The 23036-nt window shown below is 63.0% G+C and carries 18 protein-coding genes; 11 read left to right on the plus strand and 7 right to left on the minus strand.

The genetic code is table 11. The features are described from left to right. Window positions 1-18 precede the first annotated feature (18 nt). The 3 genes from panB to FHS81_RS05980 all read left to right on the plus strand — a co-directional run bounded on the left by panB (window position 19) and on the right by FHS81_RS05980 (window position 2888). Window positions 19-885: a 3-methyl-2-oxobutanoate hydroxymethyltransferase gene (panB, locus tag FHS81_RS05970; RefSeq protein WP_183751124.1), complete on the plus strand. Its 867-nt coding sequence runs from the start codon at window positions 19-21 to the stop codon at window positions 883-885. Further along, window positions 882-1739 carry a pantoate--beta-alanine ligase gene (panC, locus tag FHS81_RS05975; protein ID WP_183751126.1) on the plus strand — a complete coding sequence of 286 codons (858 nt, stop codon included), beginning with the start codon at window positions 882-884 and terminating at the stop codon, window positions 1737-1739. The genes panB and panC overlap by 4 nt, the downstream gene beginning before the upstream one ends. Window positions 1740-1874: 135 nt before the next feature. Beyond that, entirely contained in the window at window positions 1875-2888 is a 1014-nt protein-coding gene (locus FHS81_RS05980) for an Ldh family oxidoreductase (RefSeq protein WP_183751127.1), read from the plus strand. 118 nt (window positions 2889-3006) lie between these two features. Here the strand turns inward: FHS81_RS05980 and FHS81_RS05985 are convergent, their stop codons facing one another. Together FHS81_RS05985 and trhO are read right to left on the minus strand one after the other, a co-directional pair. After that, window positions 3007-3708: a hypothetical protein gene (locus FHS81_RS05985; protein ID WP_183751128.1), complete on the minus strand. Its 702-nt coding sequence runs from the start codon at window positions 3706-3708 to the stop codon at window positions 3007-3009. Window positions 3709-4095: 387 nt separating this feature from the next. Beyond that, window positions 4096-5121 carry an oxygen-dependent tRNA uridine(34) hydroxylase TrhO gene (trhO, locus tag FHS81_RS05990; protein WP_183751129.1) on the minus strand — a complete coding sequence of 342 codons (1026 nt, stop codon included), beginning with the start codon at window positions 5119-5121 and terminating at the stop codon, window positions 4096-4098. A gap of 243 nt (window positions 5122-5364) precedes the next feature. On the opposite strand from trhO, the gene FHS81_RS05995 reads away from it, so the two are divergent. From FHS81_RS05995 to FHS81_RS06005, 3 genes are all read left to right on the plus strand, one after another. Continuing rightward, the gene (locus FHS81_RS05995; protein ID WP_183751130.1) at window positions 5365-6219 is read left to right on the plus strand and encodes a sulfite exporter TauE/SafE family protein; all 855 of its coding nucleotides are present in this window, start codon (window positions 5365-5367) and stop codon (window positions 6217-6219) included. 350 nt (window positions 6220-6569) lie between these two features. Next, window positions 6570-8087, plus strand: a complete 1518-nt coding sequence (locus FHS81_RS06000; protein WP_183751131.1) for a catalase — start codon at window positions 6570-6572, stop codon at window positions 8085-8087. 143 nt (window positions 8088-8230) lie between these two features. Next, window positions 8231-10126: a Na/Pi cotransporter family protein gene (locus FHS81_RS06005; RefSeq protein ID WP_183751132.1), complete on the plus strand. Its 1896-nt coding sequence runs from the start codon at window positions 8231-8233 to the stop codon at window positions 10124-10126. Window positions 10127-10156: 30 nt separating this feature from the next. On the opposite strand, the gene FHS81_RS06010 is transcribed toward FHS81_RS06005, so the two are convergent. Continuing rightward, window positions 10157-10591 carry a MerR family transcriptional regulator gene (locus FHS81_RS06010; protein WP_343052431.1) on the minus strand — a complete coding sequence of 145 codons (435 nt, stop codon included), beginning with the start codon at window positions 10589-10591 and terminating at the stop codon, window positions 10157-10159. Window positions 10592-10673: 82 nt separating this feature from the next. On the opposite strand from FHS81_RS06010, the gene FHS81_RS06015 reads away from it, so the two are divergent. Continuing rightward, entirely contained in the window at window positions 10674-12917 is a 2244-nt protein-coding gene (locus FHS81_RS06015; RefSeq protein ID WP_183751134.1) for a heavy metal translocating P-type ATPase, read from the plus strand. A gap of 144 nt (window positions 12918-13061) precedes the next feature. Here FHS81_RS06015 and FHS81_RS06020 read toward each other — a convergent pair whose 3' ends face one another. Next, complete coding sequence (locus FHS81_RS06020) at window positions 13062-13727, minus strand: Ros/MucR family transcriptional regulator (protein ID WP_183751135.1); 666 nt, start codon at window positions 13725-13727, stop codon at window positions 13062-13064. Between the two features lie 390 nt (window positions 13728-14117). Here FHS81_RS06020 and FHS81_RS06025 point away from each other — a divergent pair, with 390 nt between their 5' ends. Continuing rightward, complete coding sequence (locus tag FHS81_RS06025) at window positions 14118-15080, plus strand: DMT family transporter (RefSeq protein WP_183751136.1); 963 nt, start codon at window positions 14118-14120, stop codon at window positions 15078-15080. Window positions 15081-15090: 10 nt separating this feature from the next. On the opposite strand, the gene FHS81_RS06030 is transcribed toward FHS81_RS06025, so the two are convergent. Beyond that, on the minus strand, window positions 15091-16206 hold the full coding sequence (locus FHS81_RS06030) for an alkene reductase (protein ID WP_183751137.1): 1116 nt from the start codon (window positions 16204-16206) through the stop codon (window positions 15091-15093). 375 nt (window positions 16207-16581) lie between these two features. Here FHS81_RS06030 and FHS81_RS06035 point away from each other — a divergent pair, with 375 nt between their 5' ends. From FHS81_RS06035 to FHS81_RS06045, 3 genes are read left to right on the plus strand one after another with little or no spacing between them, the layout of a single operon-like run. After that, a complete protein-coding gene (locus FHS81_RS06035) occupies window positions 16582-17766 on the plus strand; it encodes a cell surface protein (RefSeq protein WP_183751138.1) in 1185 nt (394 codons plus the stop codon). Continuing rightward, window positions 17750-18694, plus strand: a complete 945-nt coding sequence (locus FHS81_RS06040; RefSeq protein ID WP_183751139.1) for a DUF6384 family protein — start codon at window positions 17750-17752, stop codon at window positions 18692-18694. The genes FHS81_RS06035 and FHS81_RS06040 overlap by 17 nt, the downstream gene beginning before the upstream one ends. Window positions 18695-18698: 4 nt before the next feature. Next, on the plus strand, window positions 18699-20162 hold the full coding sequence (locus tag FHS81_RS06045) for a coiled-coil domain-containing protein (RefSeq protein WP_183751140.1): 1464 nt from the start codon (window positions 18699-18701) through the stop codon (window positions 20160-20162). On the opposite strand, the gene FHS81_RS06050 is transcribed toward FHS81_RS06045, so the two are convergent. Next, a complete protein-coding gene (locus FHS81_RS06050) occupies window positions 20124-21077 on the minus strand; it encodes a LysR substrate-binding domain-containing protein (RefSeq protein WP_183751141.1) in 954 nt (317 codons plus the stop codon). The genes FHS81_RS06045 and FHS81_RS06050 overlap by 39 nt on opposite strands. A gap of 5 nt (window positions 21078-21082) precedes the next feature. Further along, a complete protein-coding gene (gene ahpF, locus FHS81_RS06055) occupies window positions 21083-22651 on the minus strand; it encodes an alkyl hydroperoxide reductase subunit F (protein WP_183751142.1) in 1569 nt (522 codons plus the stop codon). Window positions 22652-23036: the final 385 nt, after the last annotated feature.

Below are 23036 nucleotides of genomic sequence, written 5' to 3' on the forward strand. Positions count from 1 at the left end.
GGGAGAGAAGGGCTGCGTATGAGCGCGCATATTTCATCTGAACCGATTGCAAGCGGCCCGGCCCGGCGCAAACCCGTGACACCGCCGGACATTGCCGGTCGCAAGGGCGGCGAACCGATTGTGTGCCTTACCGCTTACACGACGCCGGTTGCCCGCATGGTGGATGATCATTGCGATGTCGTGCTCGTCGGTGACAGTGTCGGCATGGTGCTGCATGGCCTGCCCTCGACACTCGGCGTCACGCTCGACATGATGATCATGCATGCGCAAGCTGTGCGGCGCGGCGTTCGCCATGCGCTTGTCGTAGTCGACATGCCCTTCGGCAGCTATGAGGAAAGTCCGGCGCAGGCGTTTCGCAATGCTGCCCGCATCATGGCCGAGACGGATTGCGCCGCCGTCAAGATCGAGGGCGGTGTGGCCATGGCGGAAACGATCCGCTTTCTCGTCGCGCGCGGTGTTCCGGTCATGGCGCATGTCGGGCTGACGCCACAAGCCGTCAATGCCTTTGGCGGGTATGTGGTTCAGGGGCGCGGTGAGGATGCCGGGCGCGTGCTGGCGGATGCCCAGGCTGTCTCGGACGCCGGGGCGTTCGCCGTCGTGCTGGAGAAGATCACCGCCCCGCTGGCAGACAGGATCACATGCGACGTGGCGATACCGACCATCGGCATCGGCGCATCGCCGGCCTGTGACGGCCAGATCCTCGTCGTCGATGACGTACTGGGCCTGTTTCAGGATTTCAGGCCGCGCTTCGTCAAGCGCTATGCCGAGCTTGGAGCCGATGCGGATACCGCTATCGCCGCCTATGCTGCGGATGTTCGGGCGCGGCGTTTTCCCGCCGCCGAACATCTCTTCGACGCGCCCTCCCCCACGGGTGAGCCGGCATGAGTCTCGCCATCGTCCGCTCGCCTGCAACGCTGCGTTCCGTGGTGACGCGCTGGAAGCGCGCCGGAGACAGCGTCGCGGTGGTGCCGACGATGGGCGCGCTGCATGAAGGGCACCTCTCGCTCGTGCGTGCGGCGCGCGGGCTGGCGACGCGGGTGATCGTGACACTGTTCGTTAACCCCAAGCAGTTCAACGACGCTGGCGATCTCGCGAATTATCCGCGCACCGAACAGACCGATGCTGCCAAGCTGACACCGCTTGGCATCGACGTGCTCTATGCCCCTGACGCAGCAGCGATGTATCCGGCGGGTTTTTCCACCACGGTATCGGTAACAGGTGTCAGCGAAGGCTTGTGCGGCGGGCATCGCCCCGGCCATTTCGACGGGGTCGCAACCGTGGTGAGCAAGCTGCTGCTGCAAACGGGTGCGGATGTGGCGCTGTTTGGAGAGAAGGATTTCCAGCAGTTGCAGGTCATCCGTCGGCTCGTGCGCGATCTCGATATTCCGGTGGATGTGCGCGGCCTCCCCACCGTGCGCGAAGCGGACGGATTGGCCATGTCGTCGCGCAATCGCCGCCTCTCTCCTGAACGACGTAAAACTGCCGCGCAACTTTTCCGCATTCTCTCAGCCGCCGCCGACAAGCTGTCGGCGGGCGAGATGGCGCAACCTGTTATCGCCGAGGCGCGCGCCGCCTTGCTTGCGGCAGGTTTCGGATCGGTTGAATATCTGGAGTTGCGCGGCGAGAGCGACCTTGCGCCTCTCACGCATGCCGATACACCGGCGCGTTTGCTCGCTGCAGTTTGGCTCGATGACGTCCGTCTTATCGACAATGTCGCCGTCAAGGCATCTTCAAGTTGAACGACCTTGCTCGGCTGGCAATAGTTCGGCTTGTATTTTTGTCGGGTTAAAATACTGCCTGAACGTCTTCTTCATAACAATACGCGTGGTCCACGAATGATCGCGTCATAAGGAAACGTCCAAAGGAAACGCCCAATGAACACTCAAGCCGTCCTGTCTCTCGACGATGCCCGAAACCTCTCTGTGCGCGTACTGACGCGGCATGGGTTTTCTGCTGCACAGGCCGATAGCATCGCGCAGGTTATCGTCGCCGGGCAGCGCGATGAATGTCATTCGCATGGGCTTTACCGTTTGCCGGGCATTGTCGAGACTGTCAAAAAGGGCAAGGCCGATCCTGCGGCTGTGCCTGACGTCAGCGACCATGCCCCCGGCGTCGTGCGGGTTGACGCGCGGCGCGGCTTCTCGCCGCTGGCTTTCGATCTCGGTCTGCCTTTGCTGGTGGAAAAGACACGGCGGCAGGGAATTGCCGCGCTGGCTATCAATCATTGTTTCCATTTTACGGCGCTTTGGCCGGAGGTTGAGGCCATTGCTTCAGAAGGCCTGGCTGGGCTGGCGATGACGCCGAGCCATAGCTGGGTAGCGCCGGCGGGCGGCAGGCTGCCGGTGTTCGGCACCAACCCGATTGCCTTCGCATGGCCGCGGCCGCAAGGACATCCCTTCGTTTTCGATTTTGCCACCAGCGCCATCGCGCGCGGCGATATCGAGCTGCATCATCGCGACGGCAAGCCGTTGCAGCCCGGCTGGGCCATCGACGCCGAAGGCAACCCGACCACAGATCCGGCAGCCGCACTGGACGGAGCCATGCTGACGTTCGGTGGGCATAAGGGTTCGGCGCTGGCGGCCATGGTGGAGTTGCTTGCCGGACCGCTGATCGGCGATCTCACAAGCACGGCCTCTCAAGCCTTCGACGATGGGGCCAAAGTCGCACCGCTGCACGGCGAACTCATTCTGGCATTCGATCCAGCGCTCTTTCCCGGCGCCGGTGCGCCGGAGAACACGGAACGAGCAGAGGCATTGTTCACGGCCATTGTGGATCAGGGCGCACGCTTGCCGTCTCAGCGGCGGTTCGCTGCCCGGACGCGCTCAGACGCCAGTGGTGTGCATATTCCGCAGACGCTTCACGACACGCTGGTCGCGCTTGCCAAATAAGCTTGCAAAGTAACGCTTGCCAAGCAATGCCCGCCAAGTAACTCAGCCGGACAAGGCAGATCCGGAATATTGCCGCGCCTCAAGACGAAGCGGACATATTCAGGGGGTTACACGCCGTTCAGTCACGCGCAGCATAGGACCGCAAACGACGCTTCCAGAAATCCTGGCGGCGACGCTTGCCGATAGGCGGGGCATCCACCTCGGCAGAGACCGGATCTGAACCAGCTTCGTCCGCCTCATGGGCAGCGGGCAAGCCGGATGTCTCATCCGTGCCGGAGCGAAGGCGCAGGCGCCCCTCTACCATCGCGCGGATATATCTTGCGTCGAACGCACCGCCGGTAACGGCCTCAGGCTCCGGAGCGGCAGGCTCCACCGCGGTTGATTGCAGATTGCGCGGAGCTTTTTCGGGCTGCAAAGGCGCGCGGCGCGTCGGTGCCCTCACCTTTCGGACGGGAGGCAAGTCATCATCGTTCGCGAGATGATGGGCGTCTTCCTCATGCTCCGGCGTGGACGACGGCGTCTCGACAGGGAGCAGGGATGGCAGAATGCGCGGCGTGACGGCATCCACTGCCGGATCACGATCGACTACGGCAACCGCATGTGTCTTTTCCGGCGCGGGCTCGAACTCTTCCGGCAGATCGGCGGCAAGGCCGATGTCGTCCACCGCGCGGGTGATCAGATCACCCCACGACAACTGCGCCGGTGCAGCCGCCGAAAAACTCTGATCGCGCCGGACTTTGACATCGGTCCCGGCGGATTCGCCCGCACGCGAGCGGGAGCGTTTGACCTCTACAGTAAACGATCGAGACGTGCGTCTCATAAAAAGATATCTCCTGACTCCCGGAGCGAACAGACCATGCCCCGGTCCGTGACAATATAAGTAATGCTCAACAATAATACAAAACAACTGCCGCGTGAATCGCTAATAGGCACTTCATATGCCTGATGGCATAATATTCACAAAAAATGCGATTTTCTACAGCGCAGCAGCACTGCCCACAAGTGATCTATCGCGAGCGGAACGCGTTCTGACGAAATCGCATTATATCGGCTAAAGCGTTTTCAAGCAAAGCGGATAACGTTTTACGTGAAGAAAACGCGTAAAACCAATAAGATAGATCATTTCCGCTTTTCAGCGAAATGCCGAAATGCTCTAAATCTCATATTTTACCGCAAGTTGCGCGAAGGCTCCGCGCGTCGCCTCTGGTTATCCCGCAGTTCCCTCGCCTGCCCGGAGCACTCTTGACTGTTCGGCGCGGCGGCTTTTCCGTGCCTTGCCGATGTCGGCGGCCCGGGCTGCCTCATCCCCAAGATGGGCCAGGCCACGACGGCGGGCAATCTCGATCTGCCGCTGGCGCTCTGCAGCGCCGGATTGCCGGTCTTCATCGATGCACCACGCGCAGGATATGCCTTCGCGGAAGGCGACGTGAGCACGGTCAGCTGCTGTGAGGGGGTGACGGCAGGCGCGGCACAGGGTCGCATCGCCCTCGACGAGGCCATGGCCGATCGACACCCGATCATCGAAGACAAAGCACTCACCGTCAAAACGGCTGTCGGTTTCAGGCACCTGTTCGAGATAGGCAAGAATGCCGCCCTTCAGGTGATAGACCTCCTCGAAGCCCTGCGCCAGCATGTAAGCCGATGCCTTTTCGCAGCGAATGCCGCCGGTGCAGAACATCGCCACCTTACGGTCCCGCGCGGGATCGAGATTATCGGCAACGAACTGTTTGAACTCGGTAAAAGTCTGCGTATGCGGATCGATGGCGCGGCGGAAGGTGCCAAGCCCGACCTCATAGTCGTTGCGCGTATCGAGCACGACCACGTCATTGCGTTCGATCAGGCTGTTCCAGTCCTGCGGCTCGACGTAAGTGCCGACGATCTTTGCCGGATTGGCCTCCGGAGCGCGCAGGGTGACGATTTCGGATTTCAGCCGCACCTTCATGCGCAGGAACGGCATTGAAGTTGCAGCGGAATATTTGATCTCGGCGCCTGTGAGCCTGTTGCCGAACGGCCCGTCCGTCAACAGGAAACGCTCCAGCGCATCAATGGCGGCGGGCGATCCGGCAACCGTGCCGTTGATGCCCTCTGGCGCAAGAAGAAACGTGCCGCGAATACCGTGAGAGCAGCAGAAATGCGCCAGAAGAGGCCGGATATCGGCAGCGTCGGGCAGGTCGGCAAATTTGTAAACAGCCATCACACGCAGTGGTGCGGCGGCTTCGGCAGTCGTCGTCATTATACAGTCTGGTTCCCGGTGTCGCGCGTCCGGCGGCGGGCATCCGGCCGGAGGCCGATGTTCTGCGCCATTGCCCGATCCAAGTCAAGGAGCAGACCCGGATCATGACATCCGCAGCGCAATCATGCAGAAGGAATGCACACAATATCAGTTTTATGCAACCGTGGCCAGAGCGTGCGGCATTGCTTTGCGGCGGAATGCGGTCGTATCAATAGAACGGTATTTTCATAAAGGATGACCGCCATGCTGTTAGAAACCTTGGGGATCGATGCCTTGGGGGCGGACTGGTCGCAGTATCTGTTCTGGGTAGGATCGATTGCTTTCGCGGGCCTGCTCGGCGGCTTGCTGGCAGGGTTGCTCGGCGTCGGCGGCGGCATCGTCATCGTGCCGGTGCTCTATCATATCTTCTCGGCCGTCGGCATCGAGGAAACGCTGCGCATGAAGATCGCCGTCGCGACATCGCTGGCGACCATCGTTGCGACATCTGCCGTCTCCGTCAAAAGCCATTATGCCCGAGGCGCCATCGATATCGGATTGCTGAAAAGCTGGAGCCTGCCCATCGCGATCGGCGTGGTGGCCGGGGCGATCATCGGCAGCGAGGTCAAAGGCCAGGTGCTGAGCTTCGTCTTTGCCACGGTGGCGCTGTTCGTCGCCGTGCAGATGACCTTCAGCGGGCAGGGAACCCGGCTTTACGACGACTTCCCCAACGTCGTCGTCAAATGGGGATCGGGTCTGTTCGTCGGCGTCATATCGGCGATGATGGGCATTGGCGGCGGCAGCCTCAGCGTGCCGATCCTGACCACGGTCGGCTACGACATCCGCAAGGCCGTGGGCACGGCATCGGCCATCGGCTTCGTCATCGCCATTCCCGGCGCGCTGACTTATGTCTTCGCGGGACAGGGCGTGCCCGGGCTGCCGCCATTTTCACTGGGATACCTCAACTGGCTCGGCGCGCTGGTGCTGGTGCCGCTGACCATGGTGATGGCCCCGGTCGGCGCGCGGCTTGCTCACTCCATTCCCCGCAGGGCGTTGCAGATATCCTTCGCGGTGTTTCTGGCGGTGACATCGGCGCGGATGTTCTACGATCTTTTCGGCTGAAACGGTTGACGGCCAGCTTGATGGGTCGACCTGAACGCAAAATCATTTAGGCCGCCGACTTAATAAAGCAGACAAAAGCCCCGGCAATAATAATGCCCTGCCAATATAGCGTGATTGGCAAGGCATTTTCATATCCGCCAAAGAATGCCGGACATGCGGATTCGCACCCGGAGCGTACGATATTCTCCAATCAATCAAATCTATTGCGCTGATAAATAGAATATATTTGTAAAAATTGGAAATAAAACTATTCTTATGTGATCGTGACCGGCAAAAATTGCCCGCCATATCCGGTGAGCGCAATGCGGTGTCCGTTCTGCGCCGGTCCAGAGTGTGAAAGGCCCGATTCCATGACTGATTCCAGGTTCACGACCACCACGGCGGGCGCTCCCGTCGCTTCCGACGAGTTCTCGCGCACTGTCGGTCCGGATGGGCCGGTGCTGCTGCATGATGTGTACCTGCTGGAAAAGCTCGCCCAGTTCAACCGCGAGCGCGTGCCGGAACGGGTCGTGCATGCCAAGGGCGGCGGCGCGTTCGGCGTGCTGACGGTGACCGAGGACGTTTCCCGCTATACCCGCGCGGCCCTGTTTCAGCCGGGCACGCAGACGGATATGCTGATTCGCTTCTCGTCGGTCGCGGGGGAACTCGGCTCGCCGGACACTTGGCGCGACGTGCGCGGCTTCGCGATGAAGTTTTACACGTCCGAGGGCAATTATGACCTCGTGGGCAACAACACGCCGGTATTCTTCATCCGCGACGGCATCAAGTTCCCGGACTTCATCCGCTCGCAGAAGCGCCTGTCCGACACGCACCTGCGCGATGCCGACATGCAGTGGGATTTCTGGACGCTGTCGCCGGAGAGCGCGCATCAGGTGACTTACCTCATGGGCGACCGGGGACTGCCAGAGTCCTGGCGGCATCTCAACGGCTATGGCTCGCACACATACCAGTGGATCAACGCGGCAGGAGAGCGCTTCTGGGTGAAGTACCACTTCCACAACCAGCAGGGCGAGCGCAACATCACCGGCGACGAGGCCGAGAAGATCGCCGGCGCGGACTCCGATCACTACCTGCGCGACCTCTTCGACGCCATCGAGCGCGGCGATTTTCCCAAGTGGACCGTCTCGGTGCAGATCATGCCCTATGAGGATGCCCGCACCTATCGCTTCAACCCCTTCGATCTGACCAAGGTGTGGCCGCATGGCGACTACCCGCTGATCCGGGTGGGTGAGTTCGTGCTCAACCGCAACCCGGAAAACTACTTCGCCCAGATCGAACAGGCGGCTTTCGAACCTTCCAATCTGGTCCCGGGCATCGATGTCAGCCCGGACAAGATGCTGCTGGCGCGCGTATTCTCCTACGCCGACGCCCACCGCTACCGCATCGGCTCCAACTATAACGAACTGCCCGTGAACAGGCCGAAGGCTCCGGTTCACAGCTATGCCAAGGATGGCCACCTGCGGCATGTCTGGGCAGAGCCGAAACAGCCGGTCTACGCCCCCAATTCGCTCGGCGGCCCCAAGGCCGACCCCGCGCGTGCCGCGGAAGGGCCGGGCTGGCAGACGGATGGCGAGCTGATCCGCTCCGCCTACACCCTGCGCCAGGACGATGACGATTTCGGACAGGCCGGCGCGCTCATCCGCGACGTTTTCACCGACGAGCAGCGTGCGCGCTTCGTCGATACGCTGGTGGGGCAGTACAACAGCCTGACGCGCGACGCGGTGAAGGAACGCTTCCTGTGGTACTGGACGAGCATCGACAAGACCACGGGCGAGCGTATTCGTGCGCGCGTTCTCTCTAGCGGCAAAGCTGAGGCGGACAAAGCGGTTAGAGCCCCCGATCTCGTCTCCGCGCCGGTTGGGGCATAAACGCCACACCCGTTGACAGATAGAACCCCGGCGGCTTCTTGCGCTGCCGGGGATATTGCATGCAGCTTTACCGGAGGGCGGTATTTCTGATACCGCATGGCTTGCGCTTCACTGCACACAGCCACCCCCCTCCGGAGGCCGACATGACAGCAGACATCGTGAGCCATGACGGCCCCGACACTGGCGACAAGCTGCGCCGCTATGCGTCGAATATCATCATGGTGCTTCTGGTTGTGGCGCTTGCGTGGAGCTTCTGGTCCAACGCCTACTGGATGCAGCTGTGTGCCGGTCTGGCATTCTTCATCTTCGGCATGCAATGCCTTGAAGAAGGCCTGCGTGACCTCGCCGGGGACAAGCTTGAGGCCACCCTCGCCCATTCGACATCCACACCGCTGCGCAGCCTGGGGATAGGCATCATCGGTACCACCGTGCTGCAATCCAGCACGCTGGTATCCCTGATGACGATCGCGTTTATCTCCACCGGCCTGATCGGGCTGGCTGCGGGCATCGCGATCATCTTCGGCGCCAACCTCGGCGCGACGACCGGCATCTGGCTGCTGGCGCTGGCAGGGCAGAACTTCAGCCTGAGTCCGCTGGCCCTGCCGCTGGTCATTTTCGGCGTGCTGGCAAGTTTCTGCGGTCCTCAAGCCAGGGCGGCGGGCCGTATCCTGCTCGGCATCGCCTTCATCTTTCTCGGCATCGACGAAATCCGCGGCGGCTTCTCCACCGTCACGCAGAACCTCGACCTCACCCAATACCAGATTGGCGGCGTGCTCGGGCATTTGCTGTTCGCAGCCGTGGGGCTGGTGCTGACGCTGGTGCTGCAATCGACGCATGCCACGCTCATGCTGACGCTCACCGCCCTCTCGCTCGGGCAGGTGGATCTGACGCAAGCAGCCGACATCGCCATCGGCGCGAATGTGGGCAGCAGCGTCACCACCGGCCTGGCCGGGGCGCTCGGCGGCAACCGCAGCGGCCAGCGCCTGGCGCTCGCCCATGTGTTGTTCAACGTGGTGACGGCTGTTCTCGCGCTACTGCTGATCCAGCCGCTTGTGTGGCTGGCGCAGGTGGGTGCGGGGCTGATCGGCTTCGGCGGCAATGATCTGTTGATGCTGGCCGTTTTCCATACACTGTTCAACACCATGGGGATTCTGGTGTTCTGGCCTCTGCGCGGTCAGCTCGCGGACTGGCTGACACGCGTCCTGCCGGACGTTCCAGAACCTGCCGTGCTGATCGGCGAGCTGGAAACGCCCGCATCATCAGCGGTTCCCGTCGAGCGTACACGCGCGCGCTATCTCAACCGGCAGGCGCTGCGCTCCTTCGACACAGCGGCGAGCGCCGTGGTGCACGAGTTGCAGCATCTGGGCCGGCTCAGCATCGAGGTCATCTGCCACGCGCTTTATCTGCCGCTGGAAGAGCTGGACAAGATCTCCCACGACACCACCCTGCTGCGTGCCCCGCCGGAACAGCAATATCTGGACGCGGAAACGCTCTACCAGCGCCATATCAAAGGCGTTTACAGCGACTTGCTGGCCTTCATGGGGCGGGTGGAGACACCGGACGAGGAAGACGAGCGGGCATTCTGGGTCGCCTGCCAGATGGTGGCCTTGCACCTTGTCGAAACGGTGAAGGACGTCAAGCACCTGCAAAAGAACCTCGGCCATTATCTGCGCGGCCCCGACACCCCGGCACGCGATGCCTATATCGAGCTGCGCCTTCATCTCATCTGCCTGTTGCATGATGTACGCGAACTGGGCCGCAGCGGGCCTCAGGCTCCGGGATGGCAGGCGGGTCTTGCTGAAATCGATCGCAAGCAGGAGGCGTTCGAGACGCGTTTCCGCAGCCACGTCTTCGCCGCCGTGCGCGAGGACAGGTTGGACGGCCTGCAACTCAGCTCACTCATCAACGATCTCGGCTATGCGGGCCGCATCGCGCGGGGTCTGCGCGGGTTGCTCCAGATTCGCGCCGATGAGGATTCCACTTTGCTGTTCCACAACATCGACCTCGCCCTCCCGACGCCGGACACCGCGCCGGTCTGACGTCACCTGCGCCGTATCAGGTGCGCCGTGTCAGGCGGGGTCGTCGCGGTGCTCGCCGACGCAGAGCGCATGGTTGGCCAGCACCTCGATCACGCGGCAGTCGCAGACCCGGCCATGGCCGCACTCGTTCACCATCCGCGTCAGCTCCGCCTTCAGCGCCAGAAGGCGGGCGATGCGGCGCTCCACCTCTTCCAGATGCTTGCGGGCGATGCTGTCCGCCGCGTGGCAGGAGGCTTGCGGGGTGCCGGTCATCGTCAGCAATTCGCGGATGTCGTCGATCTCGAACCCGAGGTCGCGCGCATGCCGGATGAAGTTGAGCCTTTCAACGACCGCTTTGTCATAGCGGCGCTGGCCGCCTTCAGTCCGTGGCGGAGCCTGAAGAAGACCGATCTCCTCATAGTAACGGACAGTCGGCACCTTCACCCCCGTCCGGCGCGACAGTTCACCGATGGTGATTTCCATCACATCACTCCCAAAAATCGCTTGACCCTCTAGTGACTTGAGGTCCCATACCTCACGCATATGGCACTGAAACGGAGATACGGCAATGTCCGTGGCTGGCGATGAGCGGGTACGATATCAGGTCGGGGGGATGGACTGCCCCTCGTGTGCAGGAAAAATCGAACGGGCCGTGGCCCGGCTTCCCGGTGTCAGCGCGGTCGAGGTCTCGGTCGTCACGGGGGCATTGTACGTCCATGGCGGCGACGCTGCGAGCATAGGCCGACAGGTCGAGGCGCTCGGCTATAGCTTCGACGCCGGCACGACGCCCGACGCAGTGCAGGCATCAGCCGGCGCTGCCGATCCGCATGAGCATGATCATCAACATAGCCACGGCGACGGACACGATCACGGCGCAGGTGAAGACAGCGGCGGCGGGCATGGTCACGATCATGCATCGCCAGGCGGCGTCTGGTGGAAATCGGCGAAGGCACGGCTCGTTCTGCTGTGCGGACTGGCGTTTCTGGCAGCCTATATCGCGGTTTCACTCGCGCCCGGTCTTGGTCAGTGGCCTTATCTGGTTGCCCTGCTGACCGGCCTCGTGCCGATTGCCCGCCACGCCTGGGCCGGTGTGCGATCCGGTTCGCCCTTCTCCATCGAAACGCTGATGACCATTGCCGCCGTGGGCGCGGTCTTCATCGGCGCCATGGAAGAGGCGGCGATGGTCGTGCTGCTGTTCATGATCGGCGAGATGCTGGAAGGTTTCGCCGCCAGCCGCGCGCGGGAAAGCATCAAGGAGCTGACGCGCCTCGTGCCCGACACCGCCCTCCGGGACCATGACGGCACGCTGAGTGAGATTGCGGCCAGCGCATTGTCGCCCGGTGATATCATTATCGCACGCCCGGGAGACCGGATCGCCGCCGATGGCGTCATCGTCGACGGTGACAGCGAAATCGACGAAGCACCCGTGACAGGTGAAAGCGTGCCCCGCCGCAAGGGGCCGGGCGAACGCGTTTTTGCCGGCACCATCAATGCCGATGCGGTGCTGCGCATCGAGGTGACATCGCGTGCCGCCGACAATACCATCGCCCGGATCGTCCGTCTGGTCGAGGAAGCACAGGAAGCCAAAGCTCCGACCCAGCGGTTCATCGACCGCTTCGCTGCCCGCTATACGCCGGCGGTGCTGGTGCTGGGCGCGCTTGTGGCTGTCGTCCCGCCGCTGGTCGCCGGGGAAGACTGGGTGACGTGGATCTATCGCGGGTTGGCCGTGCTGCTGATCGGCTGCCCGTGCGCCCTCGTGATCTCAACGCCTGCCGCCATCGCCGCCGGTTTGTCGGCGGGCGCGCGGCAAGGACTGCTGCTGAAGGGCGGCGGCGTTCTCGAATCGCTGCGGCGCGTCCGCACAATTGCCTTCGACAAGACGGGCACCCTGACACGCGGCCGCCCCGTGGTCACGGACGTCATTCCCTTCGGCACGGAGGATACCGAAGCCGTCATCGTCCGAGCCGCGGCACTCGAACGCGGATCGAGCCATCCGCTGGCGCAAGCCATCCTGACCCGCGCCGAAGGGCTGCCCGAACTGGCGGCGGCATCGGTGAAAGCGCAGGCCGGCAAGGGCGTGACAGGCACGGTGGACGGCCAATCCATCGCCCTGCTGGCTCCACGCGCTGTTCTGGCGCAAACACCGGAAGCCGAGGCGCATCTGGACGAAGCGCAAGCGGCCGCTGTCGAGGCGCTGCATGGCGATGGAAAGACCGTGTCGGTTCTCGTCGTCGATGGCCGGGTCGCGGGCCTGATCGCGCTGCGTGATGAATTGCGGCCTGATGCCCGCCCGGCTCTCGACGCGCTCAAGGCGCATGGTGTGAAAGCGGTGATGCTCACCGGCGACAATCGCGCTGCCGCCAACGCCATCGCTGCGGAACTCGGCATCACCGCCCACGCAGAACTGTTGCCGGAAGACAAGAGCCGCATCGTGCGCGAGCTTCAGGCCGGTGGCGGAGCCGTGGCCAAGGTTGGTGACGGCATCAATGATGCCCCGGCGCTCGCGGCAGCAGATGTTGGAATCGCCATGGGTGGCGGCGCGGATGTCGCGCTGGAAACGGCGGATGCGGCAGCGCTCCACGCCCGCATGGGCGATATCCCCGCCATGCTGGCGCTCTCCCGCGCGACGATGACGAACATCTGGCAGAACATCACACTGGCGCTGGGGCTCAAGGGTGTATTTCTGGTGACGACGGTTCTGGGGATCACGGGACTGTGGCCGGCCATTCTCGCCGATACCGGCGCAACCGTTCTGGTAACCGCCAATGCCCTGCGATTGTTGCGCTGGCAGGCGCCCGCCGAACGCTCATGAAGGCTGCCGTATCAAGGCGGTTCATATGAAACAGGGCGTTGCTCGATATCGCAACATCGAGCAACGCCCTGCAATTGCCGCTTCGGAGCCGCTTGCGTTCAAACCGATCCACCGGATTGAACGCAAATTGCCTTGAAGGTGAAGTTAACTGCGCGTACGCGCCTTCCCCAGACCCTGTGCCTTGGCATATTTCGACCGCGACGTGCTGAAAGCATGCGTCACCAGCGGATAATAATCCGTCAGGCCCCACTTGCGCCGATACGTGTCCGGCGTCATGCTGAATTCCGTATCAAGGTGGCGCTTGAGAACCTTCAATGCCTTGCCATTTTCCAGACAGACGATGCTGTCCGCCTTCACGGTTTTTTCGACAGGCACGACCGGCTTGCGATCGACATATGCGTCGGTGTCGATCCAGGCAGGGTCGAAAACGAAGCCATCCTCATCCGGCACGAGTTCCTCGAACTCCAGCGGCCGCAAGGCACCCGTGCGTGGATCGACGGGATTGGGCGGGTTGCGGCGGCGTGCAGCCTCAAACAACTTCTCGTCAACCTGTTGCGTGGGCAGGGTCTTGTCGGAAGCCTCCCCGTCCTCACCCGGCGCACCGGCTTCGCTGCCGGCGTGGCCCCCAACCCGCGTGGCGCTGCCAGTCTCGCTGGACTGAAGCCGCGAAAAGGTGGCGTGGACGCCCTCGATAAAATTCAGGACCTCTGTTGGCGGAAGGCTGTTATTGGCCACGTAAGCCGCGACGATGTCCGCTGTCACCGAGATAAGTCCGGCCTTGCTCAACACCTCTCCGGCATCGTTGCTCATTCCATTGTCTCCAGCATCGACCATATATGTCATATTGTTTACATGCCGCTTATCAAGATGACATTCAAGCGGAATCGCTAACATTGTCCAATATTAAACACTTAAATTTCGTCCAGGTTCCATCCATGTCAGCCGCGATGGAAAGAATTGGACGGCGATTCGATACCACGTTGCGTCGCTGCCGTGGCATTCTTTCCGTGCCGACCGGGTTGCAAGGACTGCAAGGGTGACGTGAGCGGCAAACCTGTAGGCTGCGTCGCCTTGTCGCGCTATTGAATGTCGTGCTGTTATTTTCCGAAGGGCCGCATGAATCCGTTTCTCGAACAGGTCTGCGTGTGCATACCGCGCTATCGCACGTCCGGGACGGTCACTGCGAACGGAGTTGTCGTCTTGACACATGCTTCCGACGATTCATCCACACAGGCCTCCATGACGGCCGGCAGACTCGACCGGCGAGGGTTGGGCATCCTGCTCGTCATTACAGGCTCGCTGTCACTGACCTGGGTTGATTCGTCCGCGAAATGGCTGCTGCTGCATGGTCTTGACGCCGGACAGGTGATTTTCATCCGGTTTCTGCTGCCGTGCATCGTGCTGTCGATCGTATTTCTGCCGCGCCGCGGATTTGGCATCCTGCGGACGAAATCGCCGAAGATCGCGTTTGCCCGCGCCATGTGCATGATTGCGACGACATTCTTCAATTTCATGGCGCTGCGCTATCTGCCGATGACCATCACCGGCGCCATAGCTTTTACTTCGCCGCTCATCCTGTGCCTGTTGTCCGGGGTAGCGCTGGGAGAGCGAATCGACTGGCAACGATGGATTGCCGTCATCGCCGGCTTCATCGGCGTGCTGATCATCATCAGCCCGGATTCGGTTCCCCTGCATCCGGCCATGCTCTACTCGGTGGGCATGGCGGTGGCGCTGGCGTTCTATGCCATTTTCACGCGCAAGCTGGCTGGCGTCGATTCCAACGTCACACAGCAGTTTCACGCATCGTTCGCGGGGCTTCTGTTCTCGCTGCCGTTCGCGTTTCAGGAATGGACGTGGCCGCAAGGAACATGGTCCCAGGTCGCGTTGGACTGGTTTTTCTGCGCGCTGATCGGCAGCGCCGGCCTGTTTGGCCACACGCTTTATTCGGCAGGTCATAAATTCGCACCCGCCACTACGCTCGCGCCTTTCACCTATTCCCAGTTGATTTTTATGGCGCTGGTGAGCTGGGCGGTGTTCCAGCAGGGGCCGGATGTCAACTTCTTCGTCGGCCTGCCGATCCTGGTGGGGTCGGGACTGTTCATCTGGTACCGGGAGGTCCGCATCGGAACGCGCATGCGGCCAGCGGCGCGGCCCCCCCGATAAAATCGTTCGTTCAACCGAGCGTCGGATAATCCGTGTATCCGTGCTCGCCGCCGCCATACAGCGTGTCCGGGATAATCTCGTTGAGGGGCGCGCCCTCACGGAAGCGGCGCACCAGATCCGGATTGGCGATAAACGGCTTGCCGAAGGCCACGAGATCCGCCCGCCCCTCTTCAACCGCCGCCTGCGCCAGCTCCAGCGTGTATCCGTTGTTGAGAATCCATGCGCCCTTGCCGCCCGCGTCGCGGTAAGCCGCCTTCAGCGCGGCGTAGTCGAACGGTTCACTGCCCTGCCGATAGTCGCGATCACCGCCGGTCGCGCCCTCGATGACGTGAACATAAGCGAGGTCGAGCTTGGCGAGTTCACGGACATAAGCCTCGAACAGCGGCTGCGGGTCCGGGTCGCTGGCGTCGTTGGCCGGGGTGACGGGCGAAATGCGGATGCCGGTGCGGTTGCCGCCGATAGTTTCGACGATGGCGCGCGTGACCGCCAACGGAAAACGGAGACGGTTTTCGATGCTGCCGCCATATTCATCGGTGCGGTGGTTCGAGCCGGACCGCAGAAACTGGTCCAGCAGATAACCGTTGGCCGAATGCACCTCGACACCATCGAAACCGGCGGTGTCGACAGCGCCGCTCACGGCCTTGCGGAAATCCTCGATGATGCCCGGAAGCTCCGACGCCTCAAGCGCCCGCGGCGTCGACGTGTCGACGAATCCGCCCTTGCCGTCAGCATCGGCGAGATAGGTTTTTGCCTTCGCCGCAATGGCGGAAGGGGCCACGGGAGCCTTGCCCTCCGGCTGGAGGGAGTTGTGGGAGATGCGACCGACATGCCAAAGCTGGACATAGATATGTCCGCCTGCCGCATGAACGGAGTCCGTGACCTTGCGCCAACCGGCAAGCTGCTCCGGAGAATAGAGGCCCGGCACGTCGGAATAGCCCTGCCCCTGATGGGTAATGGCGGTGGCTTCGGTGATCAGGAGGCCGGCTTCGGCGCGCTGGGTATAATAAAGTGCCGTCAGCTCGGTGGGCACAGCGCCCGGCGAACGGTTGCGGGTGAGCGGCGCAAGCGCGATGCGGTTCGGAAGGGTGAGATCGCCAACGGTCACGGGATCGAACAGGTTCGTCATGATCAACGTCCTCATGCTGGCGCGAGGCGGGCGGAGGAACCCGTCTGCCATACGCGGATTGCTGCATGAGCGAAGCATAGCACGGCGTTGCAGCAAGTCTGCAAGCGTTCCAATGACGATACGTGCGCGCTCGCACACGGGCGGCCTCGAACCGGCGCCGGTCATCGACTACCCGGAAATGACGATTGCCGGCATCAACCACATCGCCGGTGGATGAGTGCCCGCATTGGAAAACCGCCAGATGACGCCCGGAGACGGACGCCGCGAGAAAACGGTGTATTCGCCGGTTTTTGCGTGGGGCTTATTGCACTTGTCATCATGGCTTCGTAACATCCGTCAAGCTTTCACGAAACGCCCCAGCGAAGGAACCTTCCCATGAGCGAGATCGCGGTCAGAACGCCCCTGCAATATCTCGACAAGGCCATCGGCAGCCTGCGCGAGCTGGGCCTCGTGCAGAACAACCCCACCGAAGAGTCGCCGATCACCGGCCTGTTGCAGAAGATCGCCGATATCGAGCCTGAGAAGATCGCCATCATCACCCGCACCCTGCAGCAGCAGAGCGTGTTCAACGAGGTGGTGCGCAATCAGGTGGCGCAGATGTCCATCGGCGAGCGCTACGAGACCATCGCCCGCTCGTTCGACTCCATCCGCGACGACGCCAAGCGCCTCGTCGACCAGCTCGACGATGGCAAGATCGACCTGTTCGAGCGCGCCACGAACGTATGGGTGAAGGTCTCGCGCGGCGACATCGGCGGCCGCTTCGACACCATCAAGGACACCTATATCGAGGTGTCGAGGGATACGCGCGAGAACATCGAGCGCGAGCACACCATTCTGGAAGCTTACCGCGATTTTCGCGGCGCGCTGAAGCAGGCCGAGGTTGCGGCGCTGGAAATCCTCAAGACCGCCGAAGGCAAGCTGGAAAGCGCCCGCGCCGGCCTGAAGACCGCCTCTGACAACGTCTCCAACTTCCCGGCTGACGGTGACATTTCCGAACGGGCGAAGCTCGAACTGCTGCGCGACGAGCACCTGCGCCACGTGCAGAATGAAGAAGGCCGCTACCAGATCGCCAAGGATCTCGCGGACAACCTCACCATCAGCTACAACACCTCGGAGGTGGTCATTGCACGTCTGATGCAGACCACGAACGCCAAGGAGCGCGTGTACCAGCAGGCCGTGAGCTTCTTCACCACCAACGAATCGGTGCTGACGGCCCTGCGCGCTTCCTTCACCGGCCTGTTCGGCCTGCACGAAGCCACCGAGACGCTGAACGAACTCAAGGAAGGCGTGTCCAAATCTCTGGAAACGCTGGCAGAAATCGGCGGCAAGGTGCAGGAAGAGGCGCTCAAGGCCGGTTACGGCCCCACGGTGCGCGCCGACGCGGTGAAGAAGCTGGTCGACAGCGTGGTGAATTATCAGGTCCGCTCCATCGAGATCGTGAAGGAGCTGCGCGAGCAGTCGACCAAGAACAGCGCGGAAATCCGCGAGGCCGTGGAAGAAGGCAAGCGCCGCATCGCCCGCCTCGCCGAGGAGGGCAACGCCCTTGTCATCGACGGCTGACGCGCCGCGCGCCGCGGGCGGCGGCAAGCTCGATGAGGTCATGCTGGCCATGGACGTGGTGGATACACTGCGTCACAACGAGAATGTCGCCCTTCGCGAGCTTGAACAGGACGGCCGCGACGAAGACCTCAAGGAACGCCTGCGCCGTATTTACGAAAGCCAGGGCCTTGAGGTTTCCGACCAGATCCTCGACGAGGGCATCAAAGCGCTCAAGGAAAGCCGCTTCACCTACGAGCCGGCGAAAACCGGCTCGCGGACGCTGGCGCATATCTGGGTGCGGCGCAGCCTTTACGGCAAGATCGCCGGCGTTGTGGTGCTGCTGCTCGCGGCATGGATCGGCGTCTCGTCGTGGCAGCATGCCAGCCGCGAACAGGCCATCCAGGCAGCGCGCGTCGAGCTGGAACAGACCTTGCCGCAACGGCTGAAGGACATCGCCGACCGCGCCCTCACCGAGGCGCGCACCGACGATGCCAAGGAGCGCGCACAGGATCTGCTTCATGACGGGGTGGCGGCGCTGTCGGACAAGAACGTCGAGGCCGCGCGCGGCGCTATCGCCGGGCTTGAGCGCCTGCGTGCCGATCTGGCGCAAACGTATCGGCTGCGCATCGTCTCGCGGCAGGGAGAGGACACCGGCGTATTCCGTATCCCGGATGTCAACAGCAACGCCCGCAATTACTATCTGATCGTCGAAGCCGTGACACCGGAAGGCAAGGTGCTGTCGCTGCCGATCCGCAGCGAGGAAACCGGCACGGTCAAGACCGTGACCCGTTGGGGTGTACGCGTACCGGAGCGCACATTCGAGACGGTGCGGCGCGACAAGGTGGACGACGGCATCCTGCAGAACGACACACTTGGCGAAAAGCCGCGCGGGGCGCTGGATCCCGTTTACAGGATGAACGTGTCGCAGGGGGCGATTACGGAATGGTGAAACCATGCTGAGCGCGGGCGATACCTTCAAGGCCATCGAGCAGGCCACCGGACGCGTGCAGGCTGACGAGAGCCGCGTCGCCTCGGTGATGGAGCAGACGACGGCGGAAACCGCCAGACTGCGCGGCGAACAGGCTGCGCTCTACCGCGAACTGGCGCGTATGCGGCTCGATGCGCTGGACCAGCAGCAGGTGGCTGGCGGCCTCGATGCGGCGGAGCGTCAGGCGCTGGCAACGCTTGAAGCGCACAACCGCCAGGTAGCGGCGATTCGCCAGCAGCACGATGCGCTTGCCGAGGATCTGGCTGAACTGCGCAGTCAACGCGGCGAGCGCGCGCAGGCCGTGCAGGATGCTGCGGCCAGGGTCGATGCCCGCGAGGCCGAAACCGCAAACCGCCTGACCGAAGATGTCGCCTGGCAAGCCCAGACCGCGCGGCTGGAAGGCGCGCAGGCACGCGCGCACGCTGCCGAGGATAAGGCGCAGCAGTCGGAAGCCGACCGCGATGCCAAGTCGAAGCCCTATCTCGCTGACAAGCTGTTCGTCTATCTATGGGAGCGCGGTTACGGCACCCCGGCCTATCGCGGCGGTTTCCTGACGAAATGGGGCGATGATTACGTCGCCCGTCTCATCCGCTTCGAGCCGGCGCGGCAGAATTTCCATCTGCTCAACGAAATGCCAAAACGCCTGCGCGACCACGCAGACCGCCTGCACGCCACCGCCGAGGACGAAGCGCGAAAGCTGGCCGCACTGGAGCGCGCGGGACTGGAAACGGACGGCATCGCAGCGCTCGAAGCCGCCCACGCGGACGCCGTCGCGGCACTGGAAGCCCATGACGCCAAGCAGACTGAGCTTGAGCGTGCGCTTGCGGCAACCGACGCCCGCCGCACCGCCATGATGGAAGGCGAAACCTCCGGTCTTGTTCAGGCACAGGAGGGACTTGCGGACTCCCTGAAGCGGGAGGATCTGCGCAAGCTGCTGCGCGAGGCGCTGGCCACCCCGACGCCGGAAGACGAGCGCATCGTGCATCGCCTGCAAGACATCGAAACCGGGTTGGAAAAGCTGGCGAGAGAGGCGGAGCAGGCGCGCAAGCTGGCGCTCGACCTTGCCCGCAAGCGGGTAGAACTGGAGCGCTCGCGCGATAGCTTCCGCCAGTCCGGCTATGAGCAGCAGGGCGGCGGTTTCGTCAACGACAAGCTGATCGGCGATATTCTGGGCGGCATCATCGGCGGCGTGCTGTCATCGCGAGATCTGGGCGATGCCCTGCGCAGCGGTTATCGGCGTGGCAACCAGCCCCGCGACCAGCGCTGGAACCGGCCGCCGCCGTCATCAGGCGGCGGTGGTTTTGGCGGTGCTGGCGGCTGGGGCGGCGGCTTCGGCACCGGCGGTGGTTTCGGAGGCGGTTCTGGCCGGGGGCGCTCGTCCGGCGGCTCTTCAGGCGGTGGCGGCTTTCGCACCGGCGGCCGGTTCTGACACTGCATCGGAACGGTCGCCGAGCAACGATGCCGCGACATCGCGGATAACGTTGGCGACATCGCCCAGCACGTCATCCAGCGCCGAACTCTTGCGCCAGAACAGTGCCACGCGCCGTCCGGGCGGCTGGCCGGTAAAATGCAACAACCGCACGCCGTCGGCATGGGGCGTCGGCGCGGTAGCAGCCAGTTGCGGCAGCAGCGTGATGCCGGAACCCGCCAGCACCATCTGCCGCAATGTCTCAAGGCTTGTGGCGCGGAAACGCGACGCCTCGACCCCGCCTGCGAGATGGCACACGTCAAGCGCCTGCTCCCGCAGGCAATGGCCATCTTCCAGCAGCATCAGGTTCTGATCCGCCAGCTCCGCGACGGCAATTGCGGAGCGGCGGGCCAGAGGATGGCTGCCGGGCACGGCGAGCAAAAACGGCTCGTCGAACAGCGGCTCGGCATGCAATTGCGCATTCTGGATGGGACTTGCCAGAATGGCGGCATCCAGCCGGCCCTCTTCAAGGTGCTCCAGCAGCACGTCGCTCTTGTCCTCGACCAGCAGCAGCTCCAGCAGCGGGAAGTGTTTTCCGATCCGTGGCACGACATGGGGCAGCAGATACGGCCCCAATGTGGGAAACACGCCAAGGCGGATCGACCCGGCCCCCGGTTTGCTGCGCCTGCGGGCGGCAATACGGATCTGCTCCACCTCGTGCAGCGCGCGGCGGGCGCGCTCCACAATCTCGATGCCAGCCGCCGTCAGCATGACATTGCGCGGGGCGCGCTCGATTAACGTCACGCCCAGCTCTTCCTCCAGCTTGCGGATCTGGGTGGACAGCGTCGGCTGGCTGACGCAGCAGACCTCCGCCGCCCGGCCGAAGTTGCGATGTTCGGCCAGGGCAACGAGGTATTGCAGCTCTCTCAGGTTCATGCGCGTCAGGCGTCCGCCGCACCGGATGGCGTGCGGATCAGATGATCGAAGGCTGCCAGCGACGCCTTCGCCCCCTCCCCGACGGCAATCACGATCTGCTTGTAGGGCACCGTCGTCGCATCGCCCGCCGCGAACACGCCGGGTAGAGACGTCTGGCCGTGCGCATCCACGACGATTTCGCCACGCGGCGTCAGCTCAAGCACATCCCTCAGCCATTCGGTGTTCGGCAGCAGGCCGATCTGCACGAAGATACCTTCCAGCGTCAGCGTGCGCAGCTCACCGGACTTGCGGTCCTCATACACGAGGCCGTTGACCTTCTGGCCGTCGCCGGTCACCTCTGTCGTGCGGGCGGATGTGATGATGTCGACATTCGCCAGCGTGCGCAGCTTGCGCTGCAACACTTCGTCCGCACGCAAGGCGGAATCGAACTCGATCAGCGTGACATGGTTGACGATGCCGGCAAGGTCGATGGCCGCCTCGACGCCCGAGTTGCCGCCACCGATCACCGCGACGCGCTTGCCCTTAAACAGCGGGCCATCGCAGTGCGGGCAATAGGCAACGCCCTTGTTGCGATAGGCATCCTCACCGGGTACGTTCATCTGCCGCCAGCGCGCGCCGGTGGCGAGAATGACCGTCTTGGAGCGCAGCTTCGCGCCGCTCGCCAGCCCCACCTCGACCAGCCCGCCCGTCGCCGACAGGCGCTCGGCGCGTTGCAGGTTGATGATGTCGACCTCGTACTCGCGCACGTGCTGTTCCAGCGCAGCGGCGAGCTTCGGCCCTTCGGTGTGCGGAATGGAGATGAAGTTCTCGATCGAAAGGGTGTCGAGCACCTGCCCGCCGAAGCGCTCCGCCACTACGCCGGTGCGGATGCCCTTGCGCGCGGCATAGATCGCAGACGCAGCGCCAGCCGGTCCACCGCCGACCACGAGCACATCGAACGGAGCCTTCTCGTTGATCGCCTCGGCAGCACGCGCCGCAGAGCCGGTGTCAATCTTCGCGATGACTTCCTCAAGGCTGGTGCGCCCCTGCCCGAAAACCTCGCCGTTGAGGTAAACGGTGGGAACGGCCATCACCTGCCGGGCCTCGACCTCCTGCGGGAAAGCCGCGCCGTCGATAGCCACGTGCCTGACGCGAGGGTTGAGAACCGCCAGCAGGTTGAGCGCCTGCACCACATCCGGGCAGTTCTGGCAGCTCTGCGAATAATAAGTCTCGAACGTGAAATCGCCCTCGATGGCCTTGGCCTGATCGATCACGGCCTGCTCGACCTTAGGCGGGTAGCCGCCAACCTGCAGCAGCGCCAGCACCAGCGACGTGAACTCATGACCCATCGGCAGGCCAGCGAAGCGCACGCTGATTTCCTGGCCGGGCGTCGTCAGGGCGAAGGAAGGCGTACGTTCGCCATCGCCGGAGCGTTCTTCCACCGTGATCTTGTCGGATTGCGCGCGGATGTCGGCGAGCAGCCCCTGCAACTCGCGCGAGCGTTCGCTATCGTCAACCGAGGCGATGATGTGGACCGGCCGCACCAATCGCTCCAGATAAGCCTTGAGCTGGGCCTTCAAGCCATCGTTCAGCATGATCAACCTCCGGAATCAAGAGAAAGAGAGAAAGTGTCGAACAGTTTGCGCTCAAGTCGATCCAGCGAGTTAAACGCAAGCTGCGGTAAATTACGGACACTGGAACGCGTGCTCTGATTTCCTCAGAGCATCCAGCGCTCCAGGCGGCAAACCGCAGGCCGCCGCTTGGTGCGGCGCGGGAGCATCGTCGCGGCGGCGACAACGCACCTTTTCAAAAGACGGCCTGCGGTTTGCGGCCTGATAGTCCCTGTCAAAGCCTCAGCGCCGGGGCGTCCAAATGCCGGTTACATCGGCCATTTGGGCGAGACTGAACCCGGCGAGACTGAACCCGGGTGGAACCCCGCGGCAGGCCAGACCGCCGCGGGAAAACCTTTCAAACGCAGAT

It is taken from the genome of Pseudochelatococcus contaminans, assembly GCF_014195635.1.
Classification (GTDB): Bacteria; Pseudomonadota; Alphaproteobacteria; order Rhizobiales; family Beijerinckiaceae; genus Pseudochelatococcus; species Pseudochelatococcus contaminans.

What these genes read in the sequence shown, in the direction of transcription:
- panB (WP_183751124.1), top strand. Translation starts at nt 19, where the DNA reads ATGAGCGCGCATATTTCATCTGAACCGATTGCAAGCGGCCCGGCCCGG.
- panC (WP_183751126.1), top strand. Translation starts at nt 882, where the DNA reads ATGAGTCTCGCCATCGTCCGCTCGCCTGCAACGCTGCGTTCCGTGGTG.
- FHS81_RS05980 (WP_183751127.1), top strand. Translation starts at nt 1,875, where the DNA reads ATGAACACTCAAGCCGTCCTGTCTCTCGACGATGCCCGAAACCTCTCT.
- FHS81_RS05985 (WP_183751128.1), bottom strand. Translation starts at nt 3,708, where the DNA reads ATGAGACGCACGTCTCGATCGTTTACTGTAGAGGTCAAACGCTCCCGC.
- trhO (WP_183751129.1), bottom strand. Translation starts at nt 5,121, where the DNA reads ATGACGACGACTGCCGAAGCCGCCGCACCACTGCGTGTGATGGCTGTT.
- FHS81_RS05995 (WP_183751130.1), top strand. Translation starts at nt 5,365, where the DNA reads ATGCTGTTAGAAACCTTGGGGATCGATGCCTTGGGGGCGGACTGGTCG.
- FHS81_RS06000 (WP_183751131.1), top strand. Translation starts at nt 6,570, where the DNA reads ATGACTGATTCCAGGTTCACGACCACCACGGCGGGCGCTCCCGTCGCT.
- FHS81_RS06005 (WP_183751132.1), top strand. Translation starts at nt 8,231, where the DNA reads ATGACAGCAGACATCGTGAGCCATGACGGCCCCGACACTGGCGACAAG.
- FHS81_RS06015 (WP_183751134.1), top strand. Translation starts at nt 10,674, where the DNA reads ATGTCCGTGGCTGGCGATGAGCGGGTACGATATCAGGTCGGGGGGATG.
- FHS81_RS06020 (WP_183751135.1), bottom strand. Translation starts at nt 13,727, where the DNA reads ATGAGCAACGATGCCGGAGAGGTGTTGAGCAAGGCCGGACTTATCTCG.
- FHS81_RS06030 (WP_183751137.1), bottom strand. Translation starts at nt 16,206, where the DNA reads ATGACGAACCTGTTCGATCCCGTGACCGTTGGCGATCTCACCCTTCCG.
- FHS81_RS06035 (WP_183751138.1), top strand. Translation starts at nt 16,582, where the DNA reads ATGAGCGAGATCGCGGTCAGAACGCCCCTGCAATATCTCGACAAGGCC.
- FHS81_RS06045 (WP_183751140.1), top strand. Translation starts at nt 18,699, where the DNA reads ATGCTGAGCGCGGGCGATACCTTCAAGGCCATCGAGCAGGCCACCGGA.
- FHS81_RS06050 (WP_183751141.1), bottom strand. Translation starts at nt 21,077, where the DNA reads ATGAACCTGAGAGAGCTGCAATACCTCGTTGCCCTGGCCGAACATCGC.
- ahpF (WP_183751142.1), bottom strand. Translation starts at nt 22,651, where the DNA reads ATGCTGAACGATGGCTTGAAGGCCCAGCTCAAGGCTTATCTGGAGCGA.